This window comes from Actinoplanes sp. NPDC021490, assembly GCF_055562135.1.
In genome coordinates this window covers 50,281-67,212 of record NZ_JBVHFW010000018.1, presented here as the reverse complement: position 1 = coordinate 67,212, position 16,932 = coordinate 50,281, and the positions used below count along the sequence as shown (strand labels likewise).

At 70.7% G+C, this 16,932-nt stretch carries 19 protein-coding genes; 10 read left to right on the top strand and 9 right to left on the bottom strand.

Features of this window, described 5'->3' with window-relative positions:
* Positions 1–60: 60 nt before the first annotated feature.
* Positions 61–216, top strand: a complete 156-nt coding sequence (locus ACZ3I4_RS36550) for a hypothetical protein (RefSeq protein WP_465386671.1) — start codon at positions 61–63, stop codon at positions 214–216.
* A 69-nt stretch (positions 217–285) separates the two neighbouring features.
* On the opposite strand, the gene ACZ3I4_RS36545 is transcribed toward ACZ3I4_RS36550, so the two are convergent.
* From ACZ3I4_RS36545 to ACZ3I4_RS36520, 6 genes are all read right to left on the bottom strand, one after another.
* Complete coding sequence (locus ACZ3I4_RS36545) at positions 286–1,149, bottom strand: P1 family peptidase (protein ID WP_465386670.1); 864 nt, start codon at positions 1,147–1,149, stop codon at positions 286–288.
* Positions 1,150–1,160: 11 nt separating this feature from the next.
* Entirely contained in the window at positions 1,161–2,012 is an 852-nt protein-coding gene (locus tag ACZ3I4_RS36540) for an FAD binding domain-containing protein (RefSeq protein ID WP_465386669.1), read from the bottom strand.
* Between the two features lie 154 nt (positions 2,013–2,166).
* Positions 2,167–2,739, bottom strand: coding sequence for an NADPH-dependent FMN reductase (locus ACZ3I4_RS36535; protein ID WP_465386668.1), 573 nt, complete (start codon positions 2,737–2,739; stop codon positions 2,167–2,169).
* Positions 2,740–2,837: 98 nt separating this feature from the next.
* On the bottom strand, positions 2,838–3,515 hold the full coding sequence (locus tag ACZ3I4_RS36530; protein WP_465386667.1) for a dihydrofolate reductase family protein: 678 nt from the start codon (positions 3,513–3,515) through the stop codon (positions 2,838–2,840).
* Positions 3,515–4,015 carry an SRPBCC family protein gene (locus tag ACZ3I4_RS36525; RefSeq protein WP_465386666.1) on the bottom strand — a complete coding sequence of 167 codons (501 nt, stop codon included), beginning with the start codon at positions 4,013–4,015 and terminating at the stop codon, positions 3,515–3,517. The genes ACZ3I4_RS36530 and ACZ3I4_RS36525 overlap by 1 nt, the downstream gene beginning before the upstream one ends.
* A gap of 3 nt (positions 4,016–4,018) precedes the next feature.
* Entirely contained in the window at positions 4,019–4,360 is a 342-nt protein-coding gene (locus tag ACZ3I4_RS36520; RefSeq protein WP_465386665.1) for an ArsR/SmtB family transcription factor, read from the bottom strand.
* Positions 4,361–4,449: 89 nt separating this feature from the next.
* Here ACZ3I4_RS36520 and ACZ3I4_RS36515 point away from each other — a divergent pair, with 89 nt between their 5' ends.
* Together ACZ3I4_RS36515 and aat are read left to right on the top strand one after the other, a co-directional pair.
* Positions 4,450–5,460, top strand: coding sequence for a M14 family zinc carboxypeptidase (locus ACZ3I4_RS36515; protein WP_465386664.1), 1,011 nt, complete (start codon positions 4,450–4,452; stop codon positions 5,458–5,460).
* Between the two features lie 17 nt (positions 5,461–5,477).
* Positions 5,478–6,203, top strand: a complete 726-nt coding sequence (gene aat, locus ACZ3I4_RS36510; protein WP_465386663.1) for a leucyl/phenylalanyl-tRNA--protein transferase — start codon at positions 5,478–5,480, stop codon at positions 6,201–6,203.
* A gap of 4 nt (positions 6,204–6,207) precedes the next feature.
* Here aat and ACZ3I4_RS36505 read toward each other — a convergent pair whose 3' ends face one another.
* On the bottom strand, positions 6,208–8,460 hold the full coding sequence (locus tag ACZ3I4_RS36505; RefSeq protein ID WP_465386662.1) for a catalase: 2,253 nt from the start codon (positions 8,458–8,460) through the stop codon (positions 6,208–6,210).
* Positions 8,461–8,705: 245 nt separating this feature from the next.
* Here ACZ3I4_RS36505 and ACZ3I4_RS36500 point away from each other — a divergent pair, with 245 nt between their 5' ends.
* Positions 8,706–9,590, top strand: a complete 885-nt coding sequence (locus ACZ3I4_RS36500) for a PRC and DUF2382 domain-containing protein (protein WP_465386661.1) — start codon at positions 8,706–8,708, stop codon at positions 9,588–9,590.
* Positions 9,591–9,647: 57 nt separating this feature from the next.
* Here the strand turns inward: ACZ3I4_RS36500 and ACZ3I4_RS36495 are convergent, their stop codons facing one another.
* Entirely contained in the window at positions 9,648–9,995 is a 348-nt protein-coding gene (locus ACZ3I4_RS36495; RefSeq protein ID WP_465386660.1) for a DUF6401 family natural product biosynthesis protein, read from the bottom strand.
* Positions 9,996–10,068: 73 nt separating this feature from the next.
* Positions 10,069–11,100, bottom strand: coding sequence for a LacI family DNA-binding transcriptional regulator (locus tag ACZ3I4_RS36490; protein ID WP_465386659.1), 1,032 nt, complete (start codon positions 11,098–11,100; stop codon positions 10,069–10,071).
* A gap of 148 nt (positions 11,101–11,248) precedes the next feature.
* Here ACZ3I4_RS36490 and ACZ3I4_RS36485 point away from each other — a divergent pair, with 148 nt between their 5' ends.
* The 6 genes from ACZ3I4_RS36485 (at position 11,249) to ACZ3I4_RS36460 (ending at position 16,891) form a co-directional block, all read left to right on the top strand.
* Positions 11,249–12,478, top strand: a complete 1,230-nt coding sequence (locus tag ACZ3I4_RS36485) for an amino acid ABC transporter substrate-binding protein (protein ID WP_465386658.1) — start codon at positions 11,249–11,251, stop codon at positions 12,476–12,478.
* Positions 12,479–12,485: 7 nt separating this feature from the next.
* A complete protein-coding gene (locus tag ACZ3I4_RS36480; protein ID WP_465386657.1) occupies positions 12,486–13,373 on the top strand; it encodes a branched-chain amino acid ABC transporter permease in 888 nt (295 codons plus the stop codon).
* Entirely contained in the window at positions 13,357–14,406 is a 1,050-nt protein-coding gene (locus ACZ3I4_RS36475) for a branched-chain amino acid ABC transporter permease (protein ID WP_465386656.1), read from the top strand. The genes ACZ3I4_RS36480 and ACZ3I4_RS36475 overlap by 17 nt, the downstream gene beginning before the upstream one ends.
* Positions 14,407–14,482: 76 nt before the next feature.
* Complete coding sequence (locus ACZ3I4_RS36470; RefSeq protein WP_465386655.1) at positions 14,483–15,211, top strand: ABC transporter ATP-binding protein; 729 nt, start codon at positions 14,483–14,485, stop codon at positions 15,209–15,211.
* Positions 15,204–15,944, top strand: a complete 741-nt coding sequence (locus tag ACZ3I4_RS36465) for an ABC transporter ATP-binding protein (protein ID WP_465386654.1) — start codon at positions 15,204–15,206, stop codon at positions 15,942–15,944. The genes ACZ3I4_RS36470 and ACZ3I4_RS36465 overlap by 8 nt, the downstream gene beginning before the upstream one ends.
* A gap of 41 nt (positions 15,945–15,985) precedes the next feature.
* Entirely contained in the window at positions 15,986–16,891 is a 906-nt protein-coding gene (locus ACZ3I4_RS36460; protein WP_465386653.1) for a LamG-like jellyroll fold domain-containing protein, read from the top strand.
* The last annotated feature ends 41 nt before the right edge of the window (positions 16,892–16,932 follow it).

The window sequence follows — 16,932 nt, the reverse complement described above, 5'->3', positions numbered from 1 at the left end:
TTCCCGGCCGAACTTTAGTCCGGGAATCACGGAAAGGGCAACCCCCAAAAGGAGGTAACAATGTCTCCCGGCGATCTGCTTCTCATTACCGTCATGAGCATCGCGGCCATGACGCTGATGACGTTTTGGCGGAAAGTGCTCCTTCTGCTGCTCTCCGTGTTCATTGCGGTCTTCGTCTACGGCGTTGTGAGCCTCACCCATGCGGTCGGCTCATAGCCTCTTCGTCAACGCGCGAAAACGGTGCCGGAATCGCACAAGCGGTCCGGCGCCGTCGCCGGTCCGAGGTCAATTGACGGCCGAGCGGATGGCCTCGGCCATCACGTCCGCGGCGACCATGCGCAGATGCTCCAGGTCGATGGCGGCGTCCAGTTCGCCGGTGGCCAGGGCCACCACCGCGTCGCCGTCGTAGCCGGTGTGGGACGGGTTCAAGGCTCGGGAGAATCCGGTGTGGCCGCTCTGGGCCAGGCGGTGGCAGGCGAGCTTGTCCAGCCGGGCGTCGGTCAGCAGGACGGCGATCGTCGTGTTGGCCGTGGGGAACGGGGACGGGGCCGGTGCGGTCGCGTCCGGGGACGGCGCGACGAGCGGGCGACCGTCCGGGCCGATCACGTCACCCCAGCTGTTGACCGCGGCCACCGCGATCACCGTGGCTTCGCCGGCTCGGCCCTCGGCCACTCCGAGGCCGCCGGGATCGCGGCGGTTGCGCCAGCCGCCGGTGGTGGCGCCCAGGGCCGCGCCGGCCCGGCCGGTGGCGAACCCGGCGCCGGACAGGGCAGCCTCGGCGGCCGCGCGGCCACCGGCGGCGAAGTCGGGACGGTCGGCCGAGGCCACCGATGCGTCGAACAGCGACATGCCGACCACGATCGGGACCGGGCCGGCCGGGGTGGGGAAGCCCAGACCGCGTTCGCGCAGCAGCCGCATCACGCCATCGCCCGCGGCCAGGCCGAACGCCGAGCCGCCGGACAGGACCACGGCGTCGATCCGACCGACCAGGCGTACGGGATCGAGCAGGGCGAACTCGCGGGTGGCCGGGGCGCCGCCGCGCACCTCACCCGAGCCCATCGTGCCGGGCGGCGGGATGATCACGGTGACGCCCGTGCCGTCGCCGGACCAGTGGCCGGCCCAGGCCGAGAGGAGCTGCGGAGTCGTCATCGTCCCATGATCTACCCGATGACCAGCGTTTCGCGGGCCTGGGTCAGCGCGCGGCGCGTCAGGCGTTCGACGATCCGCCGGTGGGCGCGCCGGTTGAGGTCGGGGCGGTGGCTCAGGTTCGCGTCCACGGTGGCGGCCGCCTCGGCCGCGGCCGTCATGGCGGCGTCGCAGAACGTCGAGCCGAGCAGCGCCTTCTCGGCGGCGCGGGCCCGCACGGGGCAGGGCCCGGCGTTGACCAGGCCGATCGCGGCGCCGGTGATGACGCCGTCGGTCACGGTCACCGCGGCCATGGCGGCGTCCTCGGCGTATTTCGCGTTCCCGGGACGCTGCTCGGCAAAGCCCGCGCCGGTGCCGGCGGGCAGCACGGGCAGGCGGATCTCGGCCAGCAGCTCCTCGGGGCGGCGGGCGGTCTTCAGCGGGTCGATAAAGAACTGCTCCGCCTTCAGGCTGCGCCGCCCGTCCGGTCCGACCAGGTCGAACTCCGCGCCCAGCACCGCCGCCACGACCGGCCATTCCGCGGCCGGATGCGCATAGGCCAGGCTGCCCAGCATCGTGCCCCGGGCGCGTACGGGTGGATGCCCGATGAAACGCACGACGGTGCGCAGCAGAATGCCGAGCCCGCCGTCGACGGCGTCCGACTCGAACGTGCGGTGCCGCACCAGCGGCCCGACCCGCAGCACCCCGTCCGCCTCGGCCAGCAGATCGAACTCCGCCACCTGGTTGATGTCCACCAGCCGCCGCGGCGCGATCAGCCCGTCCGCCATGTCAGGCACCAGGCTCTGTCCACCCGCGAGCACCGAGGTGTCTCCATCAGCGAGCGCCGCGAGCACTTCCGCGGGCTCGCGGGCAGCGATGTACTCCACGTCCCCAGGCCCCTTCCCCAATGAGTGGGAGAAGCGGTTACCCAGTGACGAGAAGGTCAGACGTCATCGATCGGATGAATGCCGATGGAATCCGGGCCCCGCGTCGCTGATTCTGCTCACTTGTGGACAGGCTGTCCAGGGTCCCGTGTGCTGGTCAGTGCTGGGCGCGCAGCGGAAGCAACGCCGGCGCCACGCGGGCCAGCTCGTCGAGCATCGCGGTGGCGGCAGCGGTGGTGACGTCGGTCGGCTGGAACTGACCGTCGTGGACGAGGCTGTGCACGAACGGGATGTTGACCGCGGCCGGGATCAGGAACAGGCGGAGGGCGTACGCGGCCCCGGTCAGCGCCATGGCCGAGCGCGTGCCGGCCGAGACGCCGCCGTAGCTGACGACGCTGGCCGGCTTGTAGGCCCACTCGGCGTGCAGGTAGTCGAGCGCGTTCTTGAAGGCGGCTCCGAGCCCGTAGTTGTACTCGGGAATCACGAAGACGATGGCGTCGGCCGCGGCGACCTTCTCGCTCCATTGCTTCGTGTGGTCGTGCTGGTAGTTCTGCATCCGCGGGTGGTGCGGCTCGTCGAGCAGCGGCAGGTTCTCCTCGGCCAGGTCGGCCACGGTCACCTGGAAACCGCCGTGTGCCTTGGCCGCGTCGACGAACCATTCGGCCACGGTCGGGCCGATCCGGCCGGGGCGCGTGCTTCCGATGACGACCAGCAGGTTGAGCTCGCTCATGTTCTTCCCTTGAACGCGAAGTATTTGCTTCCGCAAACACTAACGCCACCAAGGCCGCGACGATCTCGGGGAGTCGGAAGCATCACACGCCTATGTTCTTACCCCGGCGCTCCGGCACGCGAACGGACGGCGTAGGTCAGGTGGGTCACCCGCGACGACGGCTCCGACCGCAGCGGCTCGAGCGCGATCCGGGACTCGTCCACCCCCTCGAACAGCCGGATCCCCGAGCCGAACAGCACCGGCGACAGCGTGATCGAGAACTCGTCGATCAGGCCGGCGTTCAGGTACTCCAGGATCGTCGCGCCGCCGCCCGCGATCCGCACGTCGCGGTCGCCCGCGGCCTCGCGGGCCCGGTCGAGGGCGGCCTCGATGCCGTCGTTGACGAAGTGGAAGATGGTCCCGCCCGGCCGCTCCCACGGGTCCCGCTTCTCGTGCGTCACGACGAAGACCGGCGTGTGGAACGGCGCCTCCTCCGGCCAGGCCAGCGCGCCGCCGTCGAACATGCGCTTGCCCATGACGCTCGCGCCGGTGCGTTCGTGCGTCGCCCGGGCGAGGTCGTTGTCGGGTCCCTCCTCGCCGCCCTCGCCGAGCTTGAGGTTCTCGCGGAAGAACCGCAGCGGGAAAGCCCACGCTTGCAGCTCCGACCACTTCGACATCCAGCGCCGCACCCCCGGGTCGGTCCGGCCCTCGGGGGAGAAGACGCGCTCGACGGGCACCTCCTCCGGCGCCATGAAGCCGTCGAGCGACATGGTCACGCTGAAGAACACCGTGGTCATCAGCCCGCCATTCCCGTACGGGCCATCTCGCTGACGTAGGCCGCGAGGTTGCCCAGGGTCTGCCGGCCGCCCTCGATCGCGTGGTACTTCTCGACCGCTTCGTCGCGCACCTGCTTGGTGGGGAACAGCGTGCGCATCACGATCCGGGTCGCCACCCCGTCCGGTGTGAAGGTCAGGACCGACTCGAAGGCGTTCGGGTCGTCGCGGGACTCGCCGTGCCGCAGTTCGATCCGCTCCGGGGGGACGATCTCGGTCCAGGTGATCCACTCGGAGTAGTCGGTGCCGTCCGGCCCGTGCATCACGAAGTCCCACTCCCCGCCGGCGCGGAACTCGAAGGCCCGGGTGGTGGTGCTGAACCCGTCCGGCCCCCACCACCGCGACAGGTGGCGGACCTCGGTGAACGCCTCGAACACCAGCTCGCGCGGTGCGTCGATGACCCGGGAGACCACGATCTCCCGATCGGCCGTCGCCGCGTTCGTGTCCTGCTCTGCTCCGGTCACCGGTCAGTCCTCCTGTCGTGTCTGCTTGAGTTCCTGGACGTACGTGTCGAGCCGGTCGAAACTCTCGTTCCAGAACTGCTCGAACCCGCCGACCCACTCGTGGATCGGGCGCAGCCCGCGGGCGTCCAGGCCGTACAGCCGCTGCTTGCCCACCCCGCGCACCCGCACCAGCCCGACCTCGCGGAGCACCCGCAGGTGCTTGGACGCCCCGGGCTGGCTCATTCCCAGCCGCTCGGCCAGGTCGGAGACCGGCCACTCACCCGCCCGCAGCAGCGCCAGAATGTCCCGGCGCTGCGGCTCGGCGATCGCGTTGAACGCGTCCGACGTCGTCGCTGCTCGTGCCATGAGCGAGAATCATATTCCGATATGGGAAAACGTCAAGGCTCCCTTAGAGTGACAGGGACATCGACGTCCCTCGATCGGGAGGTAATCCGTTGAGATGGAAGACCGCTGCCACCGCTGCCCTGCTCGCCGCCGGTCTGATCGCCGTGCCGGCTCCGGCCCAGGCCGGACCGCCCTCGATCCTGGCCCGGCCCAGCCCGGAAGAGGTGGGAAAGGCCCTGTCCCGGGTGGCCCGGGCCAGTGACGGGCGCGTCCGGCTCGGGGTGATCGGCCGCAGCAACGAGGGGCGGCCGTTGCGCCTGGCCAGCGTCGGGCACGGCCGGACCCGGCTGCTCTTCGTCACGCAGCAGCACGGCGACGAGCCTCTGGGAACCCCGGCCGCCGTACGGGCCCTGTGGACCCTCGGTGTCGGCAACGCCCCCTGGCAGCGGCAACTACGCAGCCGGGTGACGGTCGACTTCGTGGTGCAGGCCAACCCGGACGGGGCCGTGCGCGACCAGCGCTACAACCACGACCCGAGCGCGACGGGGGAGTACACGCAGCCGGGCGTGGGCTACGACATCAACCGGTTCCACAACCCGCTGACCCCGATCGAGGACAACCCGGTGCCGGAGTCGCGGGCCGTGCTGCGCTACTGGCACGCGACCCACCCGCGCGTGGTTGTCGACTATCACATGCAGGGGCGCTATCTGCAGCCCGACGGCCGGGAGACGACCGCCTCGATGCTCTGGCCGACGAGCCCGCTGGCCGAAAGCGGACCGCTGGAGGCCTCGCGACGGCTGGCGGTCTTCAACTACGACGCCATGACGCAGCGTGCGGGGGCCAACGTCACGCGCTATCCGGGTGGCGACTACGAGGGCATCGCCCGGAACGCGTACGGGATCCTCGGCAGTGCCTCGCTGCTGGTCGAGCTGTCCGACCTTCCGTCCGCCCAGACCCAGTTCCAGATCAATTCCGCGTACGTCTCGATGGTGTCGACCGCCCGGGCCGCCGCCGACGGTTCGCTGCGGCGGGTTGATCCGGCCCGCGCCGACAGCATCCCGGCCCGCGGACCGGCCGTGCCCGGTGTGGCCTCCACCCTTGCCCGGGTGGACGCGGCCTGACCCGCTATCGTCGCGGCATGGGGCGGGGTGCCGAGGCGAACCTGGGTCTCGAACTGAGGGGTCTGCGGCAGGCGTTCGGCTATCCGCCGGTGAGCCAGGCGCGCGACGACGGGCTGCTCGCGGTCGGGGGAGACCTCGGCGCCGAGCGGCTGCTGGTGGCGTACGCGAACGGGATCTTCCCCTGGCCCTCGCCGGGCTCGGAGGTGCTGCCGTGGTTCTGCCCGAGCCCGCGGACGGTGCTCGTGCCGGGCCGGATCACCGTCGGCCGCAGCCTGCGCAAGGTGGTGCGACGCGCGCCCTTCCGGCTGACCTACGACCGGGCGTTCGCCGAGGTGATCGGGGCCTGTGCGACGGCGCCGCGCGCGGACGGGGGCACCTGGATCGTGCCCGGCATGGTGCAGGCCTACATCCGGCTGCATGAGCTCGGCTTCGCGCATTCGGTCGAGGCGTGGAACGGCGACCGGCTCGTCGGTGGCCTCTACGGGGTGTCGCTGGGCGCGGCGTTCTTCGGCGAGTCGATGTTCCGGCGCGAGTCCGACGCCTCCAAGCTGGCGCTGGTGGAACTGCTCGATCAGCTGCACGCCTGGGATTTCCGGTTCGTCGACTGCCAGATGATGACCCCGCACGTCCGCCGGCTGGGCGCGCAGGAATGGGAACTCGACCACTTCCAGGAGCAGCTGCACAAGGCGCTGGAGCGGGAGACCCGGCGTGGGCCGTGGTCTCCCGACTCCGATCGCGCCTGAGGGGTCAGGCGATGGTGGCCGGGAAGCGCGGCCACACCCGGTGCTTGGCCAGCAGCGGCTGCAGCTCGGTCAGCGCCGCCGGGCCCGAGTCGGCGCTGATCACGCCGGGGGTGCCGGCGATACCGGCCTGGGCCAGCACCTCGGCGCCCGCGCCCCACGCGCCGATCGCCTTGGCGTGCCGCCAGGCCTCCTCGACCAGCAGCAGCACCCGCGGGTCGACGGTGACGGAAGCCTCGGCGCCGGCCTTGGCGTCCCGGGCCGGGATCGCGTCGGGAGCCGGGGCCGGGGCGCCCGCGAGCAGGATGGCGTCGAACTCGATCGACCGGGCGGTGGCGAACGTGCGCTGCACGGTCACGCCGCCGACCTCACCGCCGTGCGGGGCGATGACCAGCGGCACCATGCCGGCGCTGAAGATCGCCGAACGCACCGCGGCCACCCCGTCGAGCCCGGCCGCCGGGTCGACGACGATGCCGATCAGCCGGCCGTCCGCGGGCCACTCGCCGACGACCTGCGACAGCGTCGGGCTCGGCTCGACCGCGGCGAACGGGACCGTGGGCTCGGGCACGGGCAGGCCCAGGCCGGTGGCCACCTGCTCGCACAGCACCGGGTCGATGTTGGCCAGGCACTGCACCTGACGCTCCTTGATCGCCTGCTCGTAGCACTTGCCCAGCTCGAACGTGTACGCCCGGACGATGTGCTCCTTCTCGACCGGCGACATGCTCTGCCAGAACTGGCGCACCTGGGTGTAGTGGTCGTCGAACGAGACCGGGTTCTCCCGCACCTTGGTCGACTCGGCCACCCGTACGGGAATGTCGAGGAAACCGGTGTCGGTGGTGAACGGGTTGCCGCCGTCGAGCGAGTTCGGCCGGTAGGGCGCGACCCCGCCGTGCACCGCGTGCTGGTGCAGCCCGTCGCGCAGCATGTCGTTGACCGGCGCGTGCGGGCGGTTGATCGGGATCTGCATGAAGTTGGGCCCGCCGAGCCGGCTCAGCTGCGTGTCCAGGTACGAGAACAGGCGGCCCTGCAGCAGCGGGTCGTTGGTCACGTCGATGCCGGGCGGCAGGTGGCCGAGGTGGAAGGCGACCTGCTCGACCTCGGCGTGGAAGTTGGTCGGCACGCCGGTCAGCACCAGCTTGCCCACCGGCTGCACCGGCGCCAGCTCCTCCGGCACGATCTTGGTCGGGTCGAGCAGGTCGATGCCGGCGAACGTCTCCTCCGGGGTGTCCGGGAAGACCTGCAGGCCGAGCTCCCACTCGGGGAACGCGCCGGCCTCGATCGAGTCGTACAGGTCGCGCCGGTGAAAGTCGGGGTCGACGCCGGCCGCGATCTGGGCCTCCTCCCAGTCCAGGGAGTGCACGCCGAGCTTGGGCTTCCAGTGGAACTTGGCCAGCACCGTCTCGCCGGCCTCGTTGACCAGCCGGAAGGTGTGAACGCCGAAGCCCTCCATGTGCCGGTACGAACGCGGGATGCCGCGGTCGGACATGTTCCACATGGTGTGGTGCTGCGCCTCGGTGTGCAGCGAGACGAAGTCCCAGAACGTGTCGTGCGCGCTCTGCGCCTGCGGGATCTCGCGGTCGGGGTGCCACTTGGCCGCGTGCACGACGTCGGGGAACTTGATGGCGTCCTGGATGAAGAACACCGGGATGTTGTTGCCGACCAGGTCGAACGTGCCCTCGTCGGTGTAGAACTTGGTGGCGAAACCGCGGGTGTCGCGCACGGTGTCGGCCGAGCCGCGCGAGCCCAGGACGGTCGAGAAGCGTACGAAGACCCGGGTTTCCTTGCCCTTGGCGAGGAACCCGGCCTTGGTGATCTCGGTGGCCGTGCCGTAACCGGTGAACATGCCGTGCGCCCCGGCGCCGCGGGCGTGCACGACGCGCTCCGGGATGCGCTCGTGGTCGAAGTGCGTGATCTTCTCGCGGAAGTGGTGGTCCTGCAGCAGGATCGGCCCGCGCGGGCCGGCCTTCAGCGAGTGGTCGGTGTCGCGCAGCCGGGCGCCCTGCGAGGTGGTCAGGAACTCGCCCTGCTGCGACTTGCTGACCTTGGGCGCGCCGGTGGGGGCGCCGGTCGGCGTGACGGTCTCGGGGGCGTCCTGCTCGCTCTTGGGCGGTGGCGGGCCCTGCGGCGTGGTCGGCTCCTCGACGGCCGGCGTCCGGCTGCCCGGCGAGCCCGGAATGCGATCGCTGAGAGCCTCCGACACCTTCGCGGCGGCCGCCTCGACGACGTCTTTGACCTTCTTGGCGGGCTTGCTTGTGCTCATCGGTCGGCGCTCCTCCTGTGTTTCGTTACTACCGGGGCCAGACCTACCCGGGGAGGATCGTCACAAACTGGATCAGATCAGGAAAATGCCCGCTGGGTGGCCCGCCGGGGCCACGCATGCCCGCCGGGGCCAGATGCAAACGGATCGGGTGAACGTCTGACTCATTCGCGTGGTCGGCGGCATGACGCCCGGGGCACCGGGTAGGTCGGGGTCCGGAGGCGAAACCAGCGAAAGGAGCCCCCCCGATGTTGAACCTCGAGCACGCCAACCGGCTTCACGGCACCGACGTCTACGGTCCTGACGGCGACAAGATCGGCAGTGTCGGCCAGGTGTGGGACGACGGGTTCGGACGGCCCGCGTGGGCCAGCGTCCGCACCGGGTTGTTCGGCCTGAACGAGTCCCTGGTCCCCCTGGAGAACGCCGATCTGCGCGACGACCGGCTCATGGTGCCGTTCGACAAGGCCACGGTCAAGGACGCGCCGAACATCGACGCGGACGACGACGAGCCGCTGGAGGGCGACGACGTCCGGCGGCTGTACCAGTACTACGGGCTGAGCTGGGAGGACAGCTACCGCTCGTACGAGGCGGGCCGCACCACGGCCGACGCCGGCTACAGCGGGCCGGACGCCGGCTACGCGGACCCGGCCATCGACAACACCGGGCGGCGCGCTTCGGCCGGCACCGACCGCACCGACCTGGACCGCACCGACCTGGACCGCACCGATCTGGGCCGCACCGGCGGCGACGGCGCCATGACCCGGTCCGAGGAGCGGCTCAACGTCGACACCGAGGTCGAGCAGGCCGGCCGGGCCCGCCTGCGCAAGTACGTGGTGACCGAGCAGCAGCAGGTCACGGTGCCGGTCGAGCGGGAGGAAGTGCGCCTCGAGCGCGAGCCCATCACCGAAGCCAACCGCGATGCCGCGCTGGGTGGCCCGGACATCACCGAGTCCGAGCACGAGGTGACCCTGCACGCCCAGCGCCCCACGGTCGACACCGAGGTGGTGCCGGTCGAGCGGGTGCGCCTGGGCAAGGAGACCGTACGCGAGGAGCAGACCGTCGGCGGCGAGGTGCGCAAGGAGCGCATCGAGGCCGAGCTGCCGGACCAGGACGGGCGCCGCACCCTCGACTGATCCCGTTCGCGTCGATGCCCCGTTCGTCACCGCCCGGCGAGCGGGGCATCCGCCTGCTCAGACCGCGCAGTCGCGGGCCAGCACGCAGACGGCCAGCAGGTGCAGGGACGGCCACGAGGCCCGTTCCCATCCGCCGGTCGCCGTCTCCCGCACCGACCAGCCCTTGGCCGTCACCGAATCGGCCACCCCGTCGGCGTACGCGGCGAGGCGGGCCGGATGCACCTGACCGCGCGGGTCGCCCACGAGGTCGCGGATCTGGGCGGCGTGCTGGTCGACCGCCGCGCGCAGGGCCGGCCTGAGCCGCATGGCCGCCATCCCGGCGTCGCCCAGTCGTCGCGTCCACTGCTCGAGCGCGAGCGTGGCCGCCGCGACGACGGCCTGTTCGGTTCGCCCGTCGAGGTTCATGGCGATACACCGTACGAAGGACGCCCGGCCCCCCACAAGCGTGGTCACCGGTGTGTGAACGACAATCAGCCGTTCAGCCCGGGGCCGGACCGGTCGAATCGCGGACCACCAGAGTGTGACCGGTCGAGCGGCGGCGGGGGCGGGCGGCCGGGGGCCGCAGGGCCAGGGCGAGGGCCATCTTGCCCATGTCGGTCATCGGCAGGCGGATCGTGGTCAGGCTGGGGGCCAGGTCGGCCGCCACCGAGACGTCGTCGAACCCGACCACCGACATGCGTTCCGGAACCGCGACCCCATGGGCGCGCAGCGTGGACAGCACCCCCATGGCCATGGCGTCGTTGAGCGCGATGATCGCCGTGGTCTCGGGGTGCTCGCGCAGGATCCGCTCGGTGGCCTCGACGCCGCCGTCGCGGGTGAAGTCGGTGTGGATCACCGGTAGGCCGTCCGGCGGCAGACCGGCCTCGCGCAGGGCGGCGGCGACCCCGGCCATCCGGTCGACGACGGTGTTGAGCTCGGCCGTGCCCGAGGCGACCGCGATGTGCCGGTGGCCCAGCGACAGCAGGTGCTCGCCGAGAGCCTTGCCGCCGGCCTCGTTGTCGGGCAGCACCGCGTCGACGCCGAGCGAATGCCGGCCGATCACCGCGACCCGGCCGCCCCCGCGGACGTAGGCCGACAGCTCGTCGCGGGCGGCGGTCTCGTGGCGGGTGTCGGCGAAACCGGAACCGGCCACGATGATGATCCGGACGCGCTGGTTGATCAGGTGCCGGATCTGGCGCAGCTCGTGCTCGGGGTCGCGGCCGGAGTGGCAGATCTGCACGAGCAGGCCCTGCTCGTCGGCGACCCGGATGACGCCGCCCGCGATCTCGGAGAAATACGGGTCGTCCACCTGATGCACGACCAGCCCGACGGTCGAGCTCGCACCGCCGGCCAGGGTGCGCGCGTACGGGTTGGCGACGTACCCCATCTCCTCGGAGATTTGCCGGATGCGGGCCGCGACCTCCTCGCTCACGCCGTCGCGGCCGGCCAGCGCGCGTGAGGCCGTGGCCAGCGAGACACCGGCGCGTTCGGCGATGTCGACGAGGCGGAGCCTCACACCGGGCTTGGGCATGCGTCAACTCTCCCTGAGCCGGGAACGGGCCGGATCGGCGGGCCGGGGTGCCACAAAGTTTCCGGGGTGTTGCGTGTGACCCATCGATCACTTTAGGCTACGTAAGCGCTTTCGCAAGCGCTTACGTCCCGGCAAAGGAGCTGCGAGGATGCGTTCACCCGCGAGACGTACGACTGGGGCCCTGGTGCTCAGCGCCGCCCTCACCCTCGGCCTCGCCGCCTGCGGCGGGGACGACGACAGCGGTGGAAAAGGCGGCGGCGATCCGATCGTCGTCGGCATCTCCTTGCCGCTGACCGGCGACTTCTCCGAGCCCGGCAAGGGTGTGCAGGAGGGGTACGAGGCCTGGGCCAAGATAACGAACGACAAGGGCGGCCTCCTCGGCGGCCGCAAGATCGAACTGAAGATCCTGGACGACCAGTCCAACGCGGACCGGGTCGTCGCCGACTACGAGCAGCTCATCGGCAGCGACCAGGTCGACCTGGTCGTCGGGCCGTTCTCGACCCGGCTGGTCGTACCCTCGGCCCGTGTCGCCCAGGAGTACGGCATGCTCTTCGTCGAGCCCGCCGGCGCCGCCGCCGAGGTGTTCAACCAGGGCTTCAAGAACCTCTTCTACGCGGCCCCGGCGGTCGCCGACGACCACTACAACCACCTCGCCGAATACCTGCTGGCGTTGCCCGCGGGCGAGCGGCCGGCGTCGGTCGCGTACGCGGCCATGGACGACCCGTTCGCGCAGGGAACGGCGTACGGGCTCAAGAAGAAACTGGAAGCGGGCGGCATCAAGACCGTCGTCGACGAGGTCTACCCGCCCAACACCACCGACTTCGGCAGCATCGCGGCGAAGATCGCGGCGGCCAAACCCGACATGGTGGTCGGCGGCTCGCAGTACCAGGACGGCGTCAACCTGATCGTCGCCCTGCAGCAGCTCAACTATCAGCCCAAGCTGGCCGCGTTCTCGACCGCCCCGACCAGCCCCGAGTTCGCCAAGGCGATCGGCAACAAGACGGCGGGCATCCTCTCGCCCACCGGCTACAGCCAGGACGCGCCGTACGAGAGCAACAAGGAGTTCGTCGAGAAGTTCACGGCCCAGTTCGGCAAGGCGCCCGAGGAGGACCAGGCCAACGGCTACACCACCGGCCAGGTCGTCGCGGCGGCGGTCGAGGCGGCGGGCTGCGCCGAGCAGGGCGACTGCCAGCAGAAGCTGATCGACTGGCTGCACAGCAACACGGTCGACACCGTCGTCGGACCGCTCAAGTGGGACGCCACCGGCAAGCCGCAGGGCGCCCACATGATCCAGCAGTGGGTCGGCGGCGACATCAAGATCGTCCTTCCGGCCGAAGCCAAGGAGGCCGATCTGGTCTACCCGAAGCCGGCCTGGTGATCAGCTGATGCCGTCCGGCGCCCTGCTGTTCCAGAGCATCATTCTCGGTCTGCTCCTCGGCGGGCTGTACGCCCTGCTCGCCGCGGGGCTGACCCTCTACTTCGGCATCATGCGGGTCGTCATGATCGCGCACTCGGCGTTCCTCATCCTGGCCGCCTACCTGGCCTGGTGGACGAACGACCGGCTGGGCATCGACCCGCTGCTGTCCTTGGTGGTGACCGTGCCGCTGTTCTTCGGCGCGGGAGTGCTGCTGCAACGGGGACTGCTGTCGCGGCTGCGCCCGGCCACGCTCACGATGATGTCGGTCCTGATCACGTTCGCGATCGCGCTGATGATCGAGGGCCTGCTCGGGTACGCCTTCTCCGGCACCCAGCGCCGCATTCAGCTCGGCTACGGCACCGCGAGCTTCGAGTTCTTCGGGGCCCGGGTCGCGGTCGTCAAGCTGATCGCGTTCGGCCTCGCGGCGATCTCGCTGGCCGCGCTGTACGTGCTGATGAAGCGCACCCAGTTCGGGTGGGCGCTGCGCGCGACGATCCAGCACCGGGACGCGGCCCGGCTGGTCGGCATCGACACCGAGCGGACGGCCGGTTACGGGTTCGGGCTGGGACTGGCCACCGCGGCGGTGGGCGGCACCGCGTTGTCGCTCGACACCACCATCTATCCCTCGCTGCACTGGCACTGGATCGGCCCGCTGATGGCGATCATCGTGGTCGGCGGTCTGGGCAGTGTGCCGGGGGCGGCGGCCGCGGCGCTGCTGCTGGGCCTGGCCCAGAGCCTGCTGCAGATCCCGATGGGCGCCACCTGGGCCCAGACCGTGTTCTACGTGGCGCTGTTCGCCACCCTGGCCGTCCGGCCGCAGGGATTCTTCGGAGGCCGTCTTGCGCAACGCTTCTAAGGGCGCCATTTTCTCGTACGCGATCCCGGCGCTCGTCCTGATCGCGGCGATCGCCGTCTTCCCGAGCCTGGCCCCCAACCCGTACATCCTGTCGTCGGGCGTCATCGTGCTCAACTGGGCCGTGCTGGCGACGGCGTGGAACTTCGTCGGCGGCTTCACCGGCTACATCTCGCTGGGCCACGGGGCCCTGGCCGGTCTGGGCGGCTACGCGACCGGCCTGCTCATCACCAAGGCCGACCTGCCCAGTTTCGCCGCCCTCGTCGTGGCGGCGCTGCTCGTGGCCACGCTGGCCGTGCCGATCGGCTTCGCCGCCTTGCGCGTACGCGGTGCGTCGTTCGTCATCGTGTCGATCGCGCTCGTGCTCATCCTGCTGCTGGTCTTCCAGAGCTGGTCGTCGGTCACCGGCGGGTCCCGCGGCCTGGTCGTCCCGCGCCCGTTCCCGGGCATGCTGCGGCCCGATCATCACCGGGCGTTCTTCTTCCTGTACGGGGGTCTGCTCGTCCTCGCCCTGGCCACGTGGTGGCTGCTCGACCGGTCCCGGTTCGGCATGGGACTCAAGGCGATCCGCGAGGACGAGGACAAGGCGGAGTCGCTGGGCACGCCGACGTTTGCGTACAAGCTCACGGTTTTCGTCGTGTCGGCCGCGTTCACGGCGCTGGCCGGCGGGCTTTACGCCCTCTGGTTCGGCGACCTCGACCCGGTCTTCCAGTTCAGCGTGCTGACCGGGTCGTACATCGTGCTGATGGCCCTGCTCGGCGGCGTCCGCAACCTGTACGGCCCGGTGCTCGGGGCGATCGTGGTCGGGGTCGCGCTCGAGTACTTCAAGGTCGAGTTCGGCAACAGCCCCCTGCACCTGGTGACCACCGGCCTGTTGCTCGGCCTGGTCGTGATGTTCATGCCGGACGGCGTGATCCCGTCGATCACCGCGCTGGTCCAGCGGCTGCGGAAACGCGAGGACAGCTCGATCCGCGAGGTCACCGCGGCCGACCTGGCCGAGCAGCGGCGGCAGCAGCGTGAAGAGGTCGGGTCATGACGCCCGGGACGGTCCGGATGCGCTCTCGGCCACCCCGGCCAGGGTGGCCACGACGACAAGATGACGGAGGCTGCTCGTGACGCTCAAGACGACCGGTCTGCGCAAGGCGTTCGGGGGCGTGGTCGCCATCGACGGCGCCGACGTGTCCTTCCTCCCCGGCCGGGTGAACGCGCTGATCGGGCCGAACGGCAGCGGCAAGACCACGTTCTTCAACTGCGTGACCGGCATGATCAAGCCCGACTCGGGCTCGGTGGTCTTCGGCGATCGCGACCTCACCGGCCGGGCGCCGCACGTGATCGCCCGCGCCGGGGTCGGGCGCACGTTCCAGCTCTGCCGGACGTTCCCGCGCATGACCGCGGTCGAGAACGTGCTCGCGGCCGTCCGCCCGGGCGGTGTGCTGCACGGCCTGCGCAGCGCCCACCGGCGCACCGAGATCGAGCGTGCGCACCACTGGCTCACCCGGCTCGGCATCGAGCACCTGGCCGGGGCCGAGGCGCGCAACATGTCGTGGGGCCAGCAGAAACTGCTCGAACTGGCGGGCGTGCTGATGGCCGAGCCGGAGACCATCCTGCTCGACGAACCGGCCGGCGGCGTCAACCCGGCGCTGCTCGACCGCATCGGCACGCTCGTGCGCGAACTGAACGCCGAGGGACGCACGTTCGTGATCGTCGAGCACAACATGGACCTCGTCATGAGCATCAGCGATCACATCGTGGTGTTCGACCGTGGCCGGCCCATCGCGGCCGGGCCGCCGGCCGAGATCCGCGCCGACGAACGAGTGCTGGGGGCCTACCTTGGTGTCTGAGATCGAACTCGTCGACGTCCAGGCCGGCTACGGACGGGCCGCGCCCGTGCTGCGCGGCTTCAGCGTCGCCGTCCCGGCCGGCACGGTCGTCTGCCTCGTCGGCCCCAACGGCGCCGGCAAGTCCACCGTCCTCAAGGTCGCGGCCGGGCTCCTCGGTCCCCGCTCCGGCCGGGTGCTGGTCGGCGGCCACGACCTGACCGGCGCCGGACCGCAGAAGATGCTGGCCGAAGGGGTCGCGCTCGTGCTGCAGGGCCACAGCGTGTTCCGCGAGATGACGGTCGAGGAGAACGTGCTGCTCGGCGGCTACACCCTCCGCGACCGGGCCCTCAAAGCCCAGCGCGCGAAATTCGTCAAGGAACTGTTCCCGGTGGTGGGGGAGCGCTGGCACTCGCTGGCCGGGCTGCTCTCCGGCGGGCAGCAGAAACAGGTCGAATTCGCGCGTTCGCTCATGGTCGATCCCAAGGTCGTGCTGCTCGACGAGCCGTCCATGGGCCTCGACCCCAAGGCCACCAGCACCATCTTCGAACAGGTCGTGCGGATGCGCGACGCCGGGACGGCCGTGCTGCTGGTGGAGCAGAACGCCCGGCGTGCGCTGGAGACCGCCGACCTCGGGTGCGTGCTCGACCTCGGGCGCGTGCACATCTCCGGGCCGGCGGCCGACCTGCTGGCCGACCCCCAGCTCGGGGAGCTCTACCTCGGCGGCCGTCCCGCCGAAAAGCCGCCTGCTGTGTGAGGCGGCCACTCACCTGTCACTCGTGAGTTGAGAGGTGTTCCATGCGCAAAACAGGAGCCGTCGCCGTCTCCGCCGTCCTCGTGGCCACGCTGGCCGCGTCCCCGGCCGCGGCCGGGAACTCCGGACCCGGCGACGTCCATCCCGCCCTGCGGCCGAACCTGGTCGCCTACTACGACTTCGACCACCCGATGCGCGGCGACCCCGCGCTCGAACAGGACCAGGGCCGATCCAGCACCGAGATCGAACTGGTCAACGGCGGGGCCGCCATGCGGGTTGCCGACCGTGCCTATCCCGGGGGTGGGCGCGTTCTGCAGACCCGGCAGGTCAACCCCGGCGTCACCGGGAACGACGACTGGAAGGCCGGCATCTATTCGGCCAGCGGCGTGCGTACGTTGCGGGCCTTCAACTCCGTCGAGGGCGCCACGGTCATGGGCTGGTTCAAGCGCCAGATGGACGGCCCGGCCGCCGGCTTCAACGCGATCGGCCTGGCCGGCGTGCTGACCGGCGATTCCGACGGTCACGGCGTACGGGCGCTGCTCGAACTGATCGACGTCAACGGTGAACTGAAACTGGTCGCGCTCGGCCGGCGCCTCGACGGCGGGAACTCGCAGACCTTCGCCGCGACCGAGGACTGGCGCACCCTGCTGCCCAAGGACAAGTGGGTGCACCTGACGGCCACATTCGACTTCACCAAGGGCACGATGGCGCTCTACCGCAACGGCCGGACGGTGCCGGGCAGCTACACCCGGACCGACGACCCCTGGCTGGTCAACGGGCCCGGTCCGCACGTCACCAGCGCGACCGACCCGCGCGGCATCAAAATCGGCGGGAGCTTCCCGCAGAACACGCTCGAACGCAATCCGTGCGACTGCCGGATGGACGCGCTGATGTTCCTCGACCGCTCGCTCTCGGCGCGCGAAGTCGCGAACCAGTACCGCCTCTTCTAGGAGCCCCTTGATGCGTCGTCTTGTGTTAGCCGCCACTGGCC